Source organism: Shouchella rhizosphaerae, assembly GCF_900142675.1.
In the GTDB taxonomy this organism is placed as follows: domain Bacteria; phylum Bacillota; class Bacilli; order Bacillales; family Bacillaceae_D; genus Shouchella; species Shouchella rhizosphaerae.
Genome location: NZ_FRBS01000001.1, coordinates 869,925 through 887,042 on the forward strand (window position 1 = coordinate 869,925; position 17,118 = coordinate 887,042).

At 46.9% G+C, this 17,118-nt stretch carries 15 protein-coding genes; 1 reads left to right on the plus strand and 14 read right to left on the minus strand.

Annotated features, from left to right (window positions below; all coding sequences use genetic code 11):
* Positions 1–26: 26 nt before the first annotated feature.
* From BUC05_RS04510 to miaB, 6 genes are all read right to left on the minus strand, one after another.
* Positions 27–797: a class I SAM-dependent methyltransferase gene (locus tag BUC05_RS04510; protein WP_073304178.1), complete on the minus strand. Its 771-nt coding sequence runs from the start codon at positions 795–797 to the stop codon at positions 27–29.
* 17 nt (positions 798–814) lie between these two features.
* Entirely contained in the window at positions 815–2,779 is a 1,965-nt protein-coding gene (mutL, locus tag BUC05_RS04515) for a DNA mismatch repair endonuclease MutL (protein WP_073304180.1), read from the minus strand.
* A 24-nt stretch (positions 2,780–2,803) separates the two neighbouring features.
* A complete protein-coding gene (gene mutS, locus BUC05_RS04520) occupies positions 2,804–5,419 on the minus strand; it encodes a DNA mismatch repair protein MutS (RefSeq protein WP_011247030.1) in 2,616 nt (871 codons plus the stop codon).
* A 113-nt stretch (positions 5,420–5,532) separates the two neighbouring features.
* A complete protein-coding gene (locus BUC05_RS04525) occupies positions 5,533–6,105 on the minus strand; it encodes an outer spore coat protein CotE (RefSeq protein ID WP_011247031.1) in 573 nt (190 codons plus the stop codon).
* 210 nt (positions 6,106–6,315) lie between these two features.
* Entirely contained in the window at positions 6,316–6,735 is a 420-nt protein-coding gene (locus tag BUC05_RS04530) for a YlbF/YmcA family competence regulator (RefSeq protein ID WP_073304182.1), read from the minus strand.
* Positions 6,732–8,294, minus strand: a complete 1,563-nt coding sequence (gene miaB, locus BUC05_RS04535) for a tRNA (N6-isopentenyl adenosine(37)-C2)-methylthiotransferase MiaB (protein WP_084140030.1) — start codon at positions 8,292–8,294, stop codon at positions 6,732–6,734. The genes BUC05_RS04530 and miaB overlap by 4 nt, the downstream gene beginning before the upstream one ends.
* Positions 8,295–8,510: 216 nt before the next feature.
* Between miaB and BUC05_RS04540 the strand changes: the two genes are divergently transcribed.
* Positions 8,511–9,317 carry a protein-glutamine gamma-glutamyltransferase gene (locus BUC05_RS04540; protein ID WP_011247034.1) on the plus strand — a complete coding sequence of 269 codons (807 nt, stop codon included), beginning with the start codon at positions 8,511–8,513 and terminating at the stop codon, positions 9,315–9,317.
* Positions 9,318–9,362: 45 nt separating this feature from the next.
* On the opposite strand, the gene BUC05_RS04545 is transcribed toward BUC05_RS04540, so the two are convergent.
* From BUC05_RS04545 to recA, 8 genes are all read right to left on the minus strand, one after another.
* On the minus strand, positions 9,363–9,626 hold the full coding sequence (locus BUC05_RS04545) for a stage V sporulation protein S (RefSeq protein WP_011247035.1): 264 nt from the start codon (positions 9,624–9,626) through the stop codon (positions 9,363–9,365).
* A 135-nt stretch (positions 9,627–9,761) separates the two neighbouring features.
* Positions 9,762–10,559, minus strand: coding sequence for a TIGR00282 family metallophosphoesterase (locus tag BUC05_RS04550; protein WP_011247036.1), 798 nt, complete (start codon positions 10,557–10,559; stop codon positions 9,762–9,764).
* Between the two features lie 54 nt (positions 10,560–10,613).
* Positions 10,614–12,191 carry a ribonuclease Y gene (gene rny / locus BUC05_RS04555; RefSeq protein WP_011247037.1) on the minus strand — a complete coding sequence of 526 codons (1,578 nt, stop codon included), beginning with the start codon at positions 12,189–12,191 and terminating at the stop codon, positions 10,614–10,616.
* 139 nt (positions 12,192–12,330) lie between these two features.
* Positions 12,331–12,993, minus strand: a complete 663-nt coding sequence (locus BUC05_RS04560; RefSeq protein WP_073304186.1) for an AAA family ATPase — start codon at positions 12,991–12,993, stop codon at positions 12,331–12,333.
* Complete coding sequence (locus BUC05_RS04565; RefSeq protein WP_011247039.1) at positions 12,983–13,237, minus strand: hypothetical protein; 255 nt, start codon at positions 13,235–13,237, stop codon at positions 12,983–12,985. Before BUC05_RS04565 ends, BUC05_RS04560 begins: the two co-directional genes overlap by 11 nt.
* Entirely contained in the window at positions 13,234–14,670 is a 1,437-nt protein-coding gene (locus BUC05_RS04570) for an AAA family ATPase (RefSeq protein WP_073304188.1), read from the minus strand. Before BUC05_RS04570 ends, BUC05_RS04565 begins: the two co-directional genes overlap by 4 nt.
* Positions 14,657–15,649, minus strand: coding sequence for a metallophosphoesterase family protein (locus tag BUC05_RS04575; RefSeq protein ID WP_011247041.1), 993 nt, complete (start codon positions 15,647–15,649; stop codon positions 14,657–14,659). Before BUC05_RS04575 ends, BUC05_RS04570 begins: the two co-directional genes overlap by 14 nt.
* 192 nt (positions 15,650–15,841) lie before the next feature.
* A complete protein-coding gene (recA, locus tag BUC05_RS04580) occupies positions 15,842–16,894 on the minus strand; it encodes a recombinase RecA (protein WP_011247042.1) in 1,053 nt (350 codons plus the stop codon).
* Between the last annotated feature and the right edge of the window lie 224 nt (positions 16,895–17,118).

Genomic DNA, 17,118 nt, shown 5'->3' on the forward strand with positions numbered 1-17,118 from the left:
CATCCTCCTTTCCATCCAAATCCATGCTAGACTTCCATGACGCCGTATTGGAAAGTAGCATGTTGCCTTCTGTTGACGGTAAAACCAAATCGGGCAAATTGCTCGCTTTGCCAGTGGCCCTTTAACACGACAGCACGCCTTGCAACCCGTTTAGCGTCGTCGAGAACAGATTTCGTCAACGTCTCCGAACAGGCAAAATGTCTCAGCCCTTCGAGTCCAGGTGAAGCGACTTTCGTCTCAAACATCGGGTCAAAATAAACAACATCAACGGATTTGTCTTTCATATGCTGGAAATAGGCAGCGCTGCCTGTGTTCACAACGTTTACTCGCCGTAATGCCTGCAAGAACGTTTCGTTCCCTTCCTGCCACTCTTTTAAGCCGGTTGACACAATATGGGCAATTGACTGGCTCGCTTCAAGTCCCGTTACTGTTCCTGTTCTGCCGACAGCAATAGCAGCCATTACCGCATCTGCGCCCATGCCAAGTGTAGCATCAAGGACTTCATCGCCCGTGCTCAAGCCGGCAGCGTCGATAAAAGGATCCGTTCCTGTTTTCTGCCACTGTTTGTAACGGATAAACGACGCATTTGGGTGATAAAAAAACGGGACTGCCTCCTTATATTTGTAAAGCGTTTGCCGTTCTTTTCCAACAATGCATACATCTTCGCCGTATGCGGCAAAGAGTGCTTCAAGAGACCGGTCTTGACGCTCGACAAAACGAGCACCAAGTTTAGCAGCACACAAAGCTGCTTTTTCTTTTAAGGCATTGGCCTGTTTTCTTGCGGTCGTAACGATCACGTTTTTTTGTCTCTCCTCTACATGACGCGCTTAAACATTTTCTCCAGTTCATACGTTGAAAAGTGGATCACAACCGGGCGGCCATGAGGACATGTATACGGCTCTTGACAACGGCGCAGCGTTTCCAGAAGTTGAAACATTTCATCCGTGCGCAAATGGCGATTGGCTTTAATCGCCGCTTTGCAGCTCATCATAATCGCTGCTTCTTCGCGTAATTCGCCAATGCTAATCCGCTTATTGTCCAAAAGCTGCTCAACCATTTCTCGTATCGTCGATTCTTCATCGCCTTGAGGAAACCAAGTCGGATGGGAACGAACAACAAATGTATTTTTCCCAAATTCTTCTAAAAATACGCCGACGGCTTCAAGTTTTTCTTTCGATTCAGTGACAACAAGTGTTTCCCTCGTTGTCAGCTCAAGTGTAATGGGCACAAGCAATTCTTGTGTCTGTCCTAATGGTTCAGCTAATTTTTGGTGGAAATGCTCATATTTAATCCGTTCTTGTGCCGCATGTTGGTCAATTAAGTACATGCCTTGGTCGTTTTGGGCAACAATGTACGTTCCATGCATCTGGCCGACTGGATACAATGGCGGCATCGCTCCCTTTGCCTCTGCATCGTTGCCTAAAGGCAGTTGTGGCTCAACTACAGCCGCCTCCTCTTCCATTTCCATTGGAAGGGACTCGTCTGTTCTTCTATCCGCCTGCTCATATTTTTCTTCTGTGTTGGTTTCCACCCGTTCATTTCGAGGAGGTATACTGGCATTGCTGCCTCTTCCTTGTTCGACTTCCTCCTCTTGCTGATGTGATGGCGACCAACTGTTGCCTATGCTTGTGCTTTCCTTTTTGCGATCAACTTGGTCGTCGGCAGCTAGCTGGCGCGGCTGTTGCATCGTCTCGCGCACATGCTCCTTTTCTGGTTGCAACTCGTACGCTAAGGAGAAAGAGAGCTGTTCGCTTTTTGTTTTAGCTGTGTTTTCTTTTTTCGGCTCAGGTATGAGCGTTTCTTCACTTAACGCCTTTTTAATGCTTTCGGCAATCATTTCGCTAAGTGCTTCTTCCTTGCTTAAGCGTACTTCCAGCTTAGCCGGATGGACATTGACATCAATTAGCGTCGGATCCATTTCCAACTTGAGAACAGCAATCGGAAAGCGGCCAATCGGCAGCTTTGTGTGAAAGCCTTGTTGGATCGCTTTTGCCAACTTAAAGTTGCGGATGTAGCGCCCATTTATGAAAATCGACATATACTGCCTGTTTGCTCGTGTCAACTCAGGCTTAGCGATATAGCCGCTTAGCTCATAATCCAACGATGAACCCGTAATGGGGACCATTTTTTCTGCTGTTTTGCGGCCATACACTTGGGCAATGACTTGGCGCAAGTCGCCGTTCCCTGCTGTTTTCAGCACGGTTTTGCCGTCGCTAACATAATGAAAACGAATGTGCGGGTATGCCAACGCCATTCGGTTCATGACTTCGCTCACATGCCCCGCCTCTGTTAAAACCGTTTTTAAATATTTTAGGCGTGCAGGCGTATTGTAAAACAAATCAGTGACGACAATGGTTGTGCCTTTGCGTGCTTCAGAGGGCTGCTTATGGACGATCTTCCCCCCCTCAAGCTCGACTTGCATGCCTGCACTTCCTGTGCTCGTTTGCATGTTTACACGGGAGACAGAGGCGATGCTTGGCAGCGCTTCGCCGCGAAAACCGAGCGTGCGAATCGTAAACAAATCGCGGTCCGTTTTGATTTTAGAGGTCGCGTGACGAGAAAAAGCCAACTCTAATTCATTCGGCTCAATGCCTGTCCCATTGTCAACAATGCGAATCGACGAAAGGCCGCCTTCTTCAATTTCAACTAGAATCTGGCTGCTGTTTGCATCAATCGCATTTTCGACAAGTTCTTTGACGATAGAAGCAGGACGTTCAACGACTTCGCCAGCAGCAATTTTATTAGAAAGCGCATCGTCAAGCTGTTGAATAACGGCCATCGTCTCCACCCCTTTTTTCGTTTTTTACTTGTTTAGCTGCTTTTGCCACTCATTGATTTTTTCAAGTGCTTGTAACGGTGTCAAGTGCAACACATCGACTTCAGCCATTTTTGCCAGTACCGAACGCTCTTTTTTTGTTGGCTGCTTTGGCTTTGTTTCTTCATCAGTCGGAAAGAGCGAGAGTTGCTGCGGTTCTTCGGCCGTTGCTGCTGTTTCTGTTTTTGCGCTATCGACTGGTTGCTCTACTGAAGCACTTGTCGGCCTTTGTGGAAGATGCTCCAACTCAGTCAAAAGCGCCTCCGCCCTCGTTGTCACCTGCTTTGGCAAACCGGCCAGTTCTGCGACATAAACGCCATAGCTGCGGTCTGCAGCGCCTTCAATCACTTGATGGAGAAACACGACTGTCCCATTTTCCTCTACTGCCGATACATGGACATTGCGCAACGTATGCAGGGAATCGGCCAACCGTGTTAATTCATGGTAATGGGTCGAAAAAAGGGTTTTAGCGCCAATGGTTTCATAAATGTATTCAATGATCGCCTGTGCGAGCGCCATCCCGTCATACGTCGACGTACCACGGCCAATTTCATCAAGCAAAATGAGGCTGTGTGGTGTTGCTTTCACAAGCGCGTCTTTTGTCTCTAACATTTCGACCATAAATGTGCTCTGGCCGCTTGCAAGATCGTCAGCGGCACCAATGCGGGTGAAAATTTGGTCGAACAAAGGCAGCGTTGCTTCCGCAGCAGGGACATAGCTGCCGATTTGCGCCATGACGACAGTTAAAGCAAGCTGGCGCATATAGGTGCTTTTCCCGCCCATATTCGGCCCCGTAATTAACAGCATATCCCTGTCGCCGGTTAAATCAATGTCATTTTCTACATAACTGCCTCGTTTAATGACCGTTTCCACGACAGGATGGCGCCCGCCTTTGATGGCCACATCGCGGCTTTCAGTGATGGTTGGCTTCGTATAGCCGTTTTGTTCGGCAACAGAGGCAAAACCAGCGAGCACATCCATTTCGCTAATGTCGGCGGCAAGCTTTTGCAAACTGGCGACATAGGCTTCCACTTGTTTACGGATGTCAGCAAATAAACGGTATTCAAGATCAGCGAGCTTTTCATCGGCTTCCAATATGAGCGCTTCTTTTTCCTTTAGTTCTGGCGTTATGTAACGTTCAGCATTGGTGAGCGTCTGTTTGCGTTCGTAGCGGCCGTCTGGCAGCAAATGAGCATTAGCCCTTGTTACCTCAATGTAGTAACCAAATACACGGTTGTAGCCTACTTTTAAGGAGCGTATGCCTGTTGCCTCGCGTTCAGACTGCTCAAGTTCAGCAATCCACTGTTTGCCATTGCGGCTCGCATCCCGGTAAGCATCCAGTTCTTCGTTATAACCATCTACAATAAGGCCACCCTCCGTTAACGAGAGCGGCGGATCATCGACAAGGCTTTGCTCCATCAAGGCCACCAAATCAGCAAACTGCTCAGACTGATTTAACCAACGTCCGCCAAGGCCGACTTGTTCCAGCGTTGCCTCGATCTCCGGAATGTTTTGCAGCGAGCGCTTTAATTGCACAAGCTCCCGTGCATTGACGCTGCCGTAAGCAATACGGGCTGCTAACCGCTCAATGTCGTAAACCTGGCGGAGACAATCGCGCAATTGCTCCCGTTCAAAAAAATGTTCCAGAAACGCTTCTACCACTGCCTGTCTGCCAGCAATCGCTTTCCTGTCCACTAAAGGCCGTTCAATCCATTGGCGTAATAGCCTCCCGCCCATTGCTGTTACTGTTTGGTCAATCACAGCAAGGAGGGAGCCACTTTTCTTTTTATCACGCAACGTTTGCACTAATTCCAAATTCCGTTTTGCGTGGACATCCATTTTTAAGTAGGAATCAGCCGGATGGAAAACAACTTGTTGCAAATGGCGCAAGCTTTGCTTCTGTGTCGCTAGTAAATAATGGAGCATGCGTCCGTAAGCTCGTTTCAGCAACGGCTGTTGAATATGGTTGATAAGCCGTTCATATTCTTTAGGCACGTCCTCTTGTTCCTCATAGGACACAACAAAACCTTGCTGTTCGCCAAGCTTCGCTTTCAGTTCTTCTTCGAGCCCTGCCGGTGCAATCGCTTCTTTAACGCCACTTGCTGCAATTTCTTGGAGAAGCTCTGCGCTCCCTCCTCTGATCAATGTTACATCGCTTTCGCCTGTAGAAAGGTCGCAACGGGCAATGCCCCACCCGTCCTCCCCTTCGCTGGCAAAGGCAAGCAAATAGTTGTTTTCTTTTTCTGCTAACAACTTGCTATTCATTAGCGTACCTGGTGTCAATACTTTTGTTACTTCACGCTTCACAACGCCTTTTGCTGTTTTTGGGTCTTCCACTTGCTCACAAATAGCAATTTTATACCCTTTATCAATTAGGCGGGCTATATACGAATCAGCCGAGTGGTACGGAACCCCGCACATTGGAATTCGGTCTTCGCCTTGGCCGCGGCCCGTTAACGTAATTTCTAATTCTTGGGCAGCTTTAATGGCATCTTCGTTGAACATTTCATAAAAGTCGCCTAACCGGAAAAATAAAAAGGCGTCCTGGTACTTTGCTTTAATTTGCAAGTACTGTTTCATCATGGGGGTATGCATTTGTGCCATAAATTGCCTCCGATATGTTGAAAATCTAATCGCTATTATACCATAGGAAGACAGTTGATTTCCTTGAATTTAACGGAAAAAAACCGGCTCTCCAAAAAGCGAGCCGGCTTTTCCTATCGGTCGATTTCTTCTTGTAAAAAGTTTGGATCAATTTGCTCAAACTCTTCGTCGCGGATTTCGCCAGTAAGTGAGTCAATCGGGTATTCTTCAATAAGCCCTTGTGGATTGACCGCTACTGCCACTTTCGTTTCACCAATGCATTCAACAATAAATTCCCGTTCGACTTGGACATCGACGCTGCGGCCGTCCTCAGAAATGACTGCTTCCAGCGTATTCGGCTGTTGCACAGACTTCGCATACACTTCCAATTCTTCGGAAATCACATTGTCATCTTTCATTGTTAAAGGCACGAGGTCGGTATAAGAAACCGTTTGTGTTGCAACGTCCGTTTTCGTGTTATTGGTATACGAAAACCATACATTAATGTCATAGCTGCCATTAACTTCGACTGTATCGCCACGCTTTTTCGCACTGTACGTATGGTTAATAATCCAGCAGCCGAGTATGCTTGACGGTGGCTCTGGTGGACGGATATGATGTGTCGCTTCTGAAAATTTGCGCCCTTTGCCGCAGACAGCTTTCGTAATAATCTCGCGATAACTCGTTTCATTTTTTGAGTCAGCCATCGTGTACCTCCCATTTTTCATTTTGCCTATTGCAAGAGACATTCGCCTTGTTTTTCACATTGCCCACATCCGCTCATCGTGTTGTGCAACGCCCCTACGCCTAGACGTCTCTATACCAAGCTATGAATCACTGACCCTGTTTAGACCTATAAAACAAAAACACGGCATTGCTGCCGTGTTCAGACTATAGACAAACGCTCGCATATGTCGTTAACATGAATGAAAGGGGCTTTTCGTCGTTGTTCCTCGCATGACATCGCCATCCATCGAACGGATAATTTCATCTGTAACTGTTTTAGACACGGTGTTCGTGATTAATTGCAACAATTCGTTGACTTCAACTTGACTCCGTTTAAATTCTTGCACAAGAGGAATCTCATCAATTTGATCATGCAATTTATCAATTTTCGCTTCCACTTCTTTTAACGCTTCCGTCTTCCCGTAATGCTTCAAATTAACGGCTTCTTTTTGGTAGCGTTTAATGTCGGCAATCATTTCCTGGACGCGAAGATGTTCGTTGATTTTCTTTTCTGCGCGCTTGAAAAAATCAACTTCCTCTGTCCGTGCGAGCATATTTGCCAGTTCTTTTGCTTTGTCTTTGATTTCCTGTCTTGTATACAACTTTGTCATTGTGCTTTCACCTCAGGCGCCGAAACGATTTCTCCATCTAATGACCATGTTTTCGCTTCTGTTATTTTCACATAGACAATTTCGCCAATTGCTGATTTCGGTCCGACAAAATTAACAAGCCGGTTTGTCCGAGTGCGTCCCGCAAGAACATCTGCATTTTTCTTGCTTTCTCCTTCTACGAGCACTTCAACAATTTTGTCCTGATAATCCAAGTTGCGCTTGTTCGAAATGTCGTTAACAAGGGCATTTAAGCGGGCCAAGCGCTCTTTTTTCACAGACATCGGGACGTTGTCTTCCATTCGAGCTGCCGGTGTGCCTTCACGTGGCGAATAAATATACGTGTACGCTGCATCAAATTGGATTTCTTCCACGAGAGAAAGCATGTCCTGAAATTGTTCTTCCGTCTCATTCGGGAAGCCGACAATTAAATCGGTTGTAAAGGAAGCATTCGGAATCGCTTGTTTGATCTTATTTGCCAGCGTAATGTATTGCTCACGCGTATATTTGCGGCCCATCAGTTTAAGAATATCAGAGTTTCCGTGCTGAACTGGTAAATGGATATGTTCAACAAGGTTTCCGCCTTGGGCAAGCACTTCAATTAAATGGTCGTCAAAATCACGAGGGTGGCTTGTCGTAAACCGGACGCGCGGAATATCAATTTTATGGATGTCGTTCATCAAGTCGCCAAGTCGATAAGAGCCAGGCAAATCTTTGCCATAGGCGTTCACATTTTGGCCGAGCAACGTAATTTCTTTGTAACCTTGGCGCGCCAAATCACGCACTTCGGCTATAATGTCTTCAGGCAAGCGACTACGCTCTTTGCCTCGCGTATATGGGACAATGCAGTATGTGCAAAACTTATCACAGCCATACATAATGTTTACCCATGCTTGTGTTTTATTTTTGCGAGAGCGTGGCATGTTTTCAACGATATCGCCTTCTTTGGACCACACTTCGATGACCATTTCTTTTCCGAAAATCGCATCCCGTAACAAATGAGGCAACCGATGGATGTTGTGTGTCCCGAAAATCAAATCAATATGCTGGTGCTTTTCCATAATTTTGCCGACTACTGATTCTTCTTGTGACATACAACCGCATACACCAATAATCAGTTCAGGCTTTTCCAATTTAAGCGGCTTCAAGTTGCCGATTTCGCCAAACACTTTGTTTTCCGCGTTTTCACGGATCGCGCATGTGTTTAATAGAATGATATCAGCCTCTTCTGTTTCGGTTGTTTCCTCAAAACCCATTCCGAGCAAAAGACCTGACATGTTTTCAGAATCGTGGACATTCATTTGGCAGCCGTATGTTCGAATTAAAAATTTCTTCCCTGCGCCAAGGTTGGCAACCTCTTCGGGGATCAAATTTTCGGGACGAAGCACTTGCACGTCTTCGCGTTTTCTCTTTCGCCCTGCCCGATAATTCGGCTGATCGTATATGGTAATTTCCCGGCCTTTTATTTTAATGATTTTTTTCTCGTCGTCTTCAGAAACAACGCGTGCATCGCTAAAATCAAAATACTTGCTGTAATCTTTCGTCTTGTTTTGATCACTCATTGTAAAATCCCCTTCCATGCAAACAAAACGTTCCTCCCATATTATACGTTCCTCCCATATTATACGTGTCTCATCCTTAGAAAACAATGGAACAGAGCCGATTCGCGGCAATCTTATTTGAAAGCAATGTTAACACTAGCCCTGGCTATAAAAAGGAGGGCTGTACGTCCCTTTTGCCGCATAGGTTTTAATAATCGTATAAAGGGAGCTGGTCCAATGATTGAAATTGCAGGAAAGCCGTTGCAGACAATACCGAGCCACGGTCTATCCCAAGCGGAACGCGCCATTCTAACAAGTTTGCTTGAAAGCAACGCCACTTACCGCTACCAATCCGTTGATGAACTCAGCTTTGAGGTTGCTTTGCGCTTACATACAGTCGAAGCATCAATCGCCATGTTTCATAGTGGCGCCTCATTCGAGTCCTTTCAACAGTCCTATTGCAATCCCCGCTTTTGGCAGCGTATGCCTAATGGCGCCTTCCAGTTAAAACCTTCTGTGAGGCCGTCTGATGCGATCAACGATATCTTTTTAAATGGCAGAGCCTACGGATTTGAATGCGCCACTGCCATTATCATTCTTTTTTATAAGGCAGTGCTCGATTCGATTGACCGTCCTTCGTTTGACCGGTTGTTCCAAGGGCTGTATTTGTATTCATGGGAACACGACGAAGACTTGCAGCTAGTGACAAGAAAAGGAACCGATTATTGTATTGGCGACTGTGTTTACTTTAACAATCCCGATTTTGCCCCGTACAATTCCGTCTGGCGCGGCGAAAACGCAATTAAGCTTGATCGTGACTTGTACTTTGGCCATGGGATTGGGATTCAACCGAGCGCCGAAATCATCCGTATTTTAAACGAGCAACGCATCCCAGGCTCGCAAACGTCCGCTTACTTGCTCGACCAAGTAACACGTCTTAACTTTAAATTGGTGCGTACATTCTCCGCTACTGGCTACACGCCACGTACTGGGCTTTTGGATGCAATCGTCGTGGAAATGGGTGAGCGTATCCACTTTTACTAAAAAGCAAAACAGGCTGCTGCACGTGTATTCATGCAGCAGCCTGTTTTAGCTACGAGGTTCTATGATCAGCTTAATGGCCGTTCGCTCTTCTCCGTCAATATGGATGTCTGTAAACGCGGGAATGCAGACCAAGTCGATTCCACTGGGAGCAACGAAACCTCTGGCAATCGCAATCGCTTTGATGGACTGGTTTAATGCTCCTGCGCCAATCGCCTGTATTTCTGCCGCTCCCCGTTCCCGGATGACACCGGCGAGCGCGCCTGCAACAGAATTTGGTGTAGATTTTGCTGAAACCTTTAAGACTTCCATTTCTACCCCTCCTCAAATAAAATAAAGCGGGCTGGTTCGATCGTTGTCTCCTCAAGTTGTCAATTAACAGGCCAACGCCTTATCACATGTCTATTAAAGAAATAGGAGGGATATGCCTCGTAAACACAAATTTGTCTATATTTCCATAAACGGACGTTCATCGGAAAAGGAAAGGCGCTCAATTTTCTCTGCTTTTCCAGTGCGGCCATCAATATCAATCACAACACCGTTTAATTGTTTGCGACCTTCAGCCACTTCAAAACGCGCAGGCAAATTTGTCAGGAACCGGTACAGCACGGCTTCTTTTTCCATGCCAAGAATGCCGTCTAAAGGGCCCGTCATGCCAACATCAGACAAATAGGCGGTCCCTTTTGGCAATATCCGTTCATCTGCTGTTTGCACATGTGTATGTGTACCGATCACTGCACTGACGCGCCCATCTAAATGCCAGCCCATCGCTTGCTTTTCGCTTGTCGTTTCTGCATGAAAATCGACAAATATGCAATCTGCTCCGGCGCCAATATCCTCTAAAATCCGATCGACTGTACGGAAAGGGCAATCAGCGGGATTCATGAACGTCCGTCCTAGCAAATTGATGACGGCGACATTCAATTGGTTGACTTTCATCACCCGGAAGCCGACACCAGGCGTGGTCGGCGGCAAGTTCGCTGGCCGTACAAGCCATTTCGCGTCTTCAATGAAATCAAAAATTTCCCGTTTATCCCAAGCATGGTTACCGAGTGTCACCATTTGCGCGCCTAAATCAAGAAAGCCTTTATATATTTTTTCTGTAATCCCTTTACCATGTGCCGCATTTTCGCCATTTATGACCGTGACAGTCGGCTTGTAATGCTGTTTCAAGCGTTTCAAATGGGTTTCTACCATGTCGCGGCCAGGAGAGCCCACAACGTCGCCAATAAATAAAATCCTCAAGGGAATCCCTCTTTTCCAAACAAATTTCAAAAAAATAAAGTGGCTTTCGCCACTTTATTTTGCGTATTCCACAGCACGTGTTTCGCGAATGACAGTCACTCGAATATGACCTGGGTAATCAAGCTCTTGCTCAATTTTTTTCGTGATGTCACGCGCTAGTTTATGGGCCAAAGCATCGTCGACGACATCTGGCCGAACCATGATCCGCACTTCACGCCCAGCTTGAATGGCAAATGTTTTTTCAACACCATCAAACGACTCGGAAATTTCTTCGAGCTTTTCAAGGCGGCGTATATACGTTTCAAGTGTTTCCCGTCTTGCGCCGGGACGAGCGGCTGATAATGCATCCGCAGCAGCGACAAGCGTCGAAATAATCGACGTGGATTCGGTGTCGCCATGATGCGAAGCAATTGCATTAATGACAACAGGATGTTCCTTATATTTTGTCGCAAGCTCGACGCCAATTTCAACGTGGCTGCCTTCCACTTCATGGTCAATCGCCTTGCCGATATCGTGCAAAAGGCCTGCTCGTTTTGCTAGCTTCACGTCTTCACCAAGCTCTGCTGCCATAATTCCTGCTAGGTGGGCTACTTCCATCGAATGCTTTAAGACATTTTGGCCATAGCTTGTACGGAAGCGCAGCCTGCCCAAAATCTTGATGAGATCAGGGTGGAGGCCGTGCACGCCGACTTCAAATGTCGTCTGCTCGCCGTACTCGCGAATCGTTTCATCGACCTCGCGCCGCGATTTATCGACCATTTCTTCAATCCGAGCGGGATGAATTCGTCCGTCTTGGACAAGTTTCTCCAGAGCAGAACGGGCAATCTCGCGACGAATAGGATCAAACCCTGATAAAATGACCGCTTCCGGCGTATCGTCAATAATTAAATCGATCCCCGTCAACGTTTCTAACGCGCGAATATTCCGCCCTTCACGGCCGATAATGCGCCCTTTCATTTCATCATTAGGCAAATTGACAACAGAGACCGTCGTCTCGGCCACGTGATCAGCGGAGCAACGCTGAATGGCAAGAGACAAAATTTCTTTCGAGCGTTTATCTGCCGTTTCTTTTGCCTCGGCTGTCTTTTCTTTAATCAAAAGAGCTGTTTCATGGGCAATTTCTTGTTCAACCTCTTGTCGGATGATCATTCGGGCTTCTTCCCGTGACAATCCAGATACTCGTTCCAGTTCTTGTTTCTGCTCAACAAGCAACTGGCTCATTTTACTTTCCATCTCTTCAACTTGTCGTTGTTTTTTGGCGAGAGATTCCTCCCGTTTTTCTAACGATTCTTCTTTTTTATCGAGAGTTTCGCTTTTGCGGTCGAGAATCTCTTCTTTTTGGACCAAACGATGCTCTTGTTTCTGAATCTCATTTCTTCGCTCACGAACCTCACGCTCGGCATCACTACGAAGCTTATGGACTTCGTCTTTCACTTCCAAAATCGCTTCTTTTTTATTCGTTTCTGCTTCGCGCTTGGCGTCATCAATCATTTGCTTTGCTGCGTGTTCCGCACTTGATATTTTCGCTTCAGCGACTGATTTTCGAACAAGATATCCAACAACTGCAAAAACTACAGAGAAAGCAAGTACAATGAGGCAGAGAACCAAGAGACTCAACGTATAACTTGGCATCGTTTCACCTCCCTTGCTATCCAATTGTTGGTTTTAACGGTGCATTCACGTTTGCTAAATTACAGGTCAAACTTACATAAAATACAGCCTTTTTTACACACTGTATCATTTCTTATTCTACGCTCAGTCGCAGGCGATGTCAAGGTTTGGAAATGTCTTCTATTTGGCTAAGTCCATCGCGAATGGACACTGAAAAGGCTTTGTCGCCTGATTCGGCTAAGTGGTGGTTATGGGTGATCATAATGATTTGCCGGCCAAACATCGTTGCCAGCGATTTTAAAAATTCGTATAAGTAATGCGTATACTCACCTGAAACATGTTTGCCCGGCTCATCAAGCAACAGCGGACCTGCCTGGCGCGGCTGTGTCGTTTCCATCAAAGCAACGCGGAGCGCCAACGTCACAATGTCAACAACGCCGCCGCCTCTGGCGTCTTGGGGCTTCGTCTTCACACGAATGCCTTCGTAATTAGAAATGACGTACATGTCCGCAACTGCACGGTTGCCGTGCTCTTCTAATTCGATTTCAAATGAGACAAGCGGCCCAAATACGTACTGGAGCGCATTTGTCACTAGCGTCTCCATTTGTTGCTTAGCCTGCTCCCTGGCATATTCTGCAGATTGTTGCAAAAGAACGCGCGCCTTCTCGTACGTATCGACCGTGTCTTCCATATGCACAAGTTCCGCTTCAGCTGCTTCAAGTCGCTCTTGCAACATCCGCTTCTTTTCATCAAGGCGCATCCATTGGTCTCTCGCTTGTTGGAAAGCATTTTCTAACTGCTCCAGCTCCCGTTCACTGCTCACGGCTAACAAGCTCCTTCGGAATAAGGGACCATGCTTCATCCATGGAACGTGCGATGCTATCTTCTAAACGTTGAATCTCTTGTTCGAGCTCCTCTGGTTTCACGCCAAGTTCCTCTAATTCAACTAACAGCCGTTGCTTTTGATTCTCTAACTCTTCAAGCTTTGCTTCAGCCCGGTAACGGACGTCTTTCGCCTTTTCAATTGCTTGTTTCATTTTTTCCAAGTCTTGTTCTACACTATTCATCCGTGATGCTCCCCTCCATGATTAATCGCTTGCCCACAAGTCGGGCAGATGCCAAGCGCTTTTAGTGTTTCCGTATAACGATCGCTCAACTGCTTTTCTTCAGCTAGCTTTTCTTTCACAAATGCTTGTCCGTCAGCAGCACGTTTTGTCACTTCTGCTAATTGCCTTTTATAATCCTTTAACTTTATTAAAAGCTTCGTCGTTTCTATCGCCTCGTTTAACTGCCGGGCTGCTTGGTCTGTCCCTTTCAATTCTGCACTGGTAGCCTTGACTGATGTATATTCGTGCTGCGTTTGCTGCCACTGGCGGGCGAGTTTTTCGAGCCGATCTTTTTTGGCTTTCTCCTCTTCCATTCGTACAAGTTGCTTCCTGTCTAGGCTTTGCACAAAAGCTGTTTGCGCCATTGCCTTTGTCAATGTTTGCTCATTGTCCTTTATTGCTTGGGTTTGCCGCTTAAGAGTGGTCAGACGCACATAACGAGTTGCCTCGTTTCGTATCTCCTGGTGAAGGCTATAAGCACTGTCTACTTGCGCTGTTTTTGAAAGCCATAAAGAGCAGGTGCTGCTGTCTTTTTCGAGCCGTGCCCATTGTTCCGCCAACTGGCTCAGACGCTTGTTTGTAACGGCTAGCGCACACAACCGTTCATAACGGATTTCCCAATCAGCAAGCTGGGCTACACTGTCTTTTTGTTTGTCGGCTTCTGCTTTTGCTCTTGTCAGCTCTATGTAACGGGCATGCCATTGCTTTAGCTTCGCCAGTCTATCTTGGGCAGCCTTGGCTAGCCGCAATTTTTCAAAGCCTTTGTCCAGTTTCGTCTTCGCCGCCTCAAGCCCATCAAATGGGGCGAGCGCCGTTTTGGCTTCCTCCACTTCTGCTTGTTTCTGTTTAATTCGTTGGCTAAGTCCGTACACATCTTTAGAGGCATCGCGGATCGCCATGTCTAAATAGTGGGCACCGCTCATGCGGCCAATTGTTTTCGCGCGCAGCGATCCTGGGGCTTCCAACAAAAAGGGCCCGTCTAACTGCTGGGCAATTTGCAAATGCCACTCATTATCGCCATCAATCCGGAACGGCCTCATGCCATGGGCTTGGAGCACCTCTTCTGGCACTTGGCTGCCAAACCCTTCAAGCACCAAGTCTTCTCCTCCTGGCTCTTTTAAGATGTAGCGATTTTTTGAGCTTGTCCGCTCGCGTATGATAAGACGCCCTGAGTCCATTGTGATGGTCACACGGACAAAATCGGCACCGACACGGATAAAATCGGTCCCCCTTGGCTGGTTAAACAATGCCCAACGAACTGCCCGCAAGATCGCGGTCTTGCCGCTGTCAGATTGCCCAACGATCACATTTAAGCCTTTGTCAAATTGCAGCGTGCTATCTAAATGGGATTGGAAATTTTCAAGCCTGACACTTACAATATTATTCAGTTTCATCACGCTCCCAGCGTTCTTCCACGATCGTCATCCGCCTTAGCGCTTCCTGTTTTACTTTGTCTTCGACACCTTGCATAGAGGCGAGCTCGCGAATGATTTCACTCATTTGCAGCGTTTGGAAATCGGCCTGTTCTCTCACTTGCTGGACAAAGGCGTGGAGTTTTTCTTCCTGATGGCTTGCTTTTTCCACATAAGCCCTGTCCAACACGTCGCTCCCTTTTTGGGCGACAGTCAGCGTCTCTTCCCGTAGCGTTATGCCTTCTTTTGTCACAGTACCAATAATGACTTTAGGCAGCCGTTCTACTTCTGTCCAATGGTTATTAATCCTCGCTATTGCCCCTGGATTGCAAATAAATTTTCCATTTTGTTCCTTAATGCCAAAACCAGTATGGTAATGTCCTGTCAAAATAACGTCGGCGCTCGTCCCCCAAATGTGGTCAATTAGCGTATGAGGAATGCCCTCAGGCAGTGCTTTTTCGACGAGCATGCTATGGACGAGGTGGATCATCGTATCTGCTTCTGTTTCATTAATTGGGTAGTAGTCTAGCTTAGGGTCACGCTGGTCGAGTTCATAATGGTATGGCTGGCCGGACACTTGCACGCGGACGCCAGCTTTTTCAATCAAAATCGGCTTGCCAGGATGGACGAGCTTCATAATGCCAAACGCATCAAGGAGACCAAGCATCGTCCGTGACACCGTCTCCGGGTTATGACCAAATGTATCATGATTCCCGGCAATCGTGTATATGGGCGCCGGCGCTTCCCGAAAAATTTGTGCGAATTGGCCAACTGTGCTTGGCGATAAGTCAGGCCTGTCAAAAACATCACCCCCGTGGAGGAGCACATCTACTTGTTCACGGTTGGCGATAGCCATTATTTCTGTGAGCTTTTGTTTCATTGTTTCTGGAAACGCATCTAAACGGTTTTTAGGCGCTGTCCCTCGGATATGGGTATCGGTAAAATATAAAAACGTGACCATTTTATCCCGTCGGCTCCTTTTGCAAGTGAAACTTCTTTTTTTCTATAAAAAAAGCCCCCTCAACGGTTGCAGCCGCTGAAATCCCGTGTTTTTCAAATACAGAGGAAAGAACATGGCACAGGCCAGATCTTTCCTCCTCTTGTATGGGCGTCTATCAGCGGACTCTGTTCGGGAGCCTCAATGTTGTTCTCTTTATTTTAAATCTAAAGGCACATCTTCAAAAGCTTGTTCTTCAGCTGCCTCTTCCAGCTTCGCTTCCCCGTCGAGCCCGTGGTGGTCACGAATCAAACGCTCAATTTCGGCTGTAATTTCCGGGTTTTCTTTCAAAAATTGTTTTGAATTCTCGCGGCCTTGCCCGAGGCGGTCGCCTTTGTAAGAATACCAAGCACCGCTTTTTTCGACAATGTCGAGTTCCGAGGCAATGTCAAGCATCGAACCTTCCCTGGAAATACCTTCTCCGTACATAATGTCGACTTCCGCTAAACGGAAAGGCGGAGCGACTTTGTTTTTGACGACTTTGATTTTGGTTCGGTTGCCGACAATCTCATTCCCTTGCTTTAACGCCTCGGCACGGCGCACTTCCAAGCGGACGGACGAGTAAAATTTAAGGGCGCGCCCCCCTGGCGTCGTTTCTGGATTGCCGAACATAACGCCGACTTTTTCACGGATTTGGTTGATGAAGATCGCAATCGTTTTCGACTTATTGATCGCTCCGGATAATTTCCGTAGCGCTTGTGACATTAAACGTGCTTGCAAGCCGACATGCGAGTCGCCCATTTCCCCTTCAATTTCCGCTTTTGGTACAAGCGCAGCTACACTATCAATGACAATGATATCAAGGGCACCGCTGCGCACAAGTGCTTCCGCAATTTCGAGTGCCTGTTCGCCTGTATCAGGTTGGGACAGCAAGAGTTCATCGATATTAACGCCTAGTTTGCTCGCATAGACAGGATCCAGGGCATGCTCAGCATCAATAAAAGCGGCTTGGCCACCATTGCGCTGCACTTCAGCAATTGCATGGAGAGCAACGGTTGTTTTACCGGAAGATTCTGGTCCATATACTTCAATGACTCTTCCTTTTGGATAGCCACCTACGCCCAAAGCAATATCAAGGGCGAGGGTGCCGCTTGATACCGTCGATACGCGCTGTTCAGCCTGTTCACCTAGCTTCATAATAGAGCCTTTGCCAAATTGTTTTTCAATATGGCGTAAAGCCATGTCAAGCGCTTGTTTTCTATCACTCATTTTCATCTCTCCTTGTCGATTCGCTCATTTCTATCGTTATCCATGTAAGGGACAATGTTGTAAGTCTTCGCATGAGTCTATCATAACGTGTTTTGCTTCGTTTGCCAATAGTTTTTACGAACATTTATTCGTCTTTTTTTACGACAAATAGGAAAGACCGGGCGGAACCCGGTCTTTCCGACTGCAAATACTACGTGTGGTGGACAAAGCAGCACGCTTTGGCT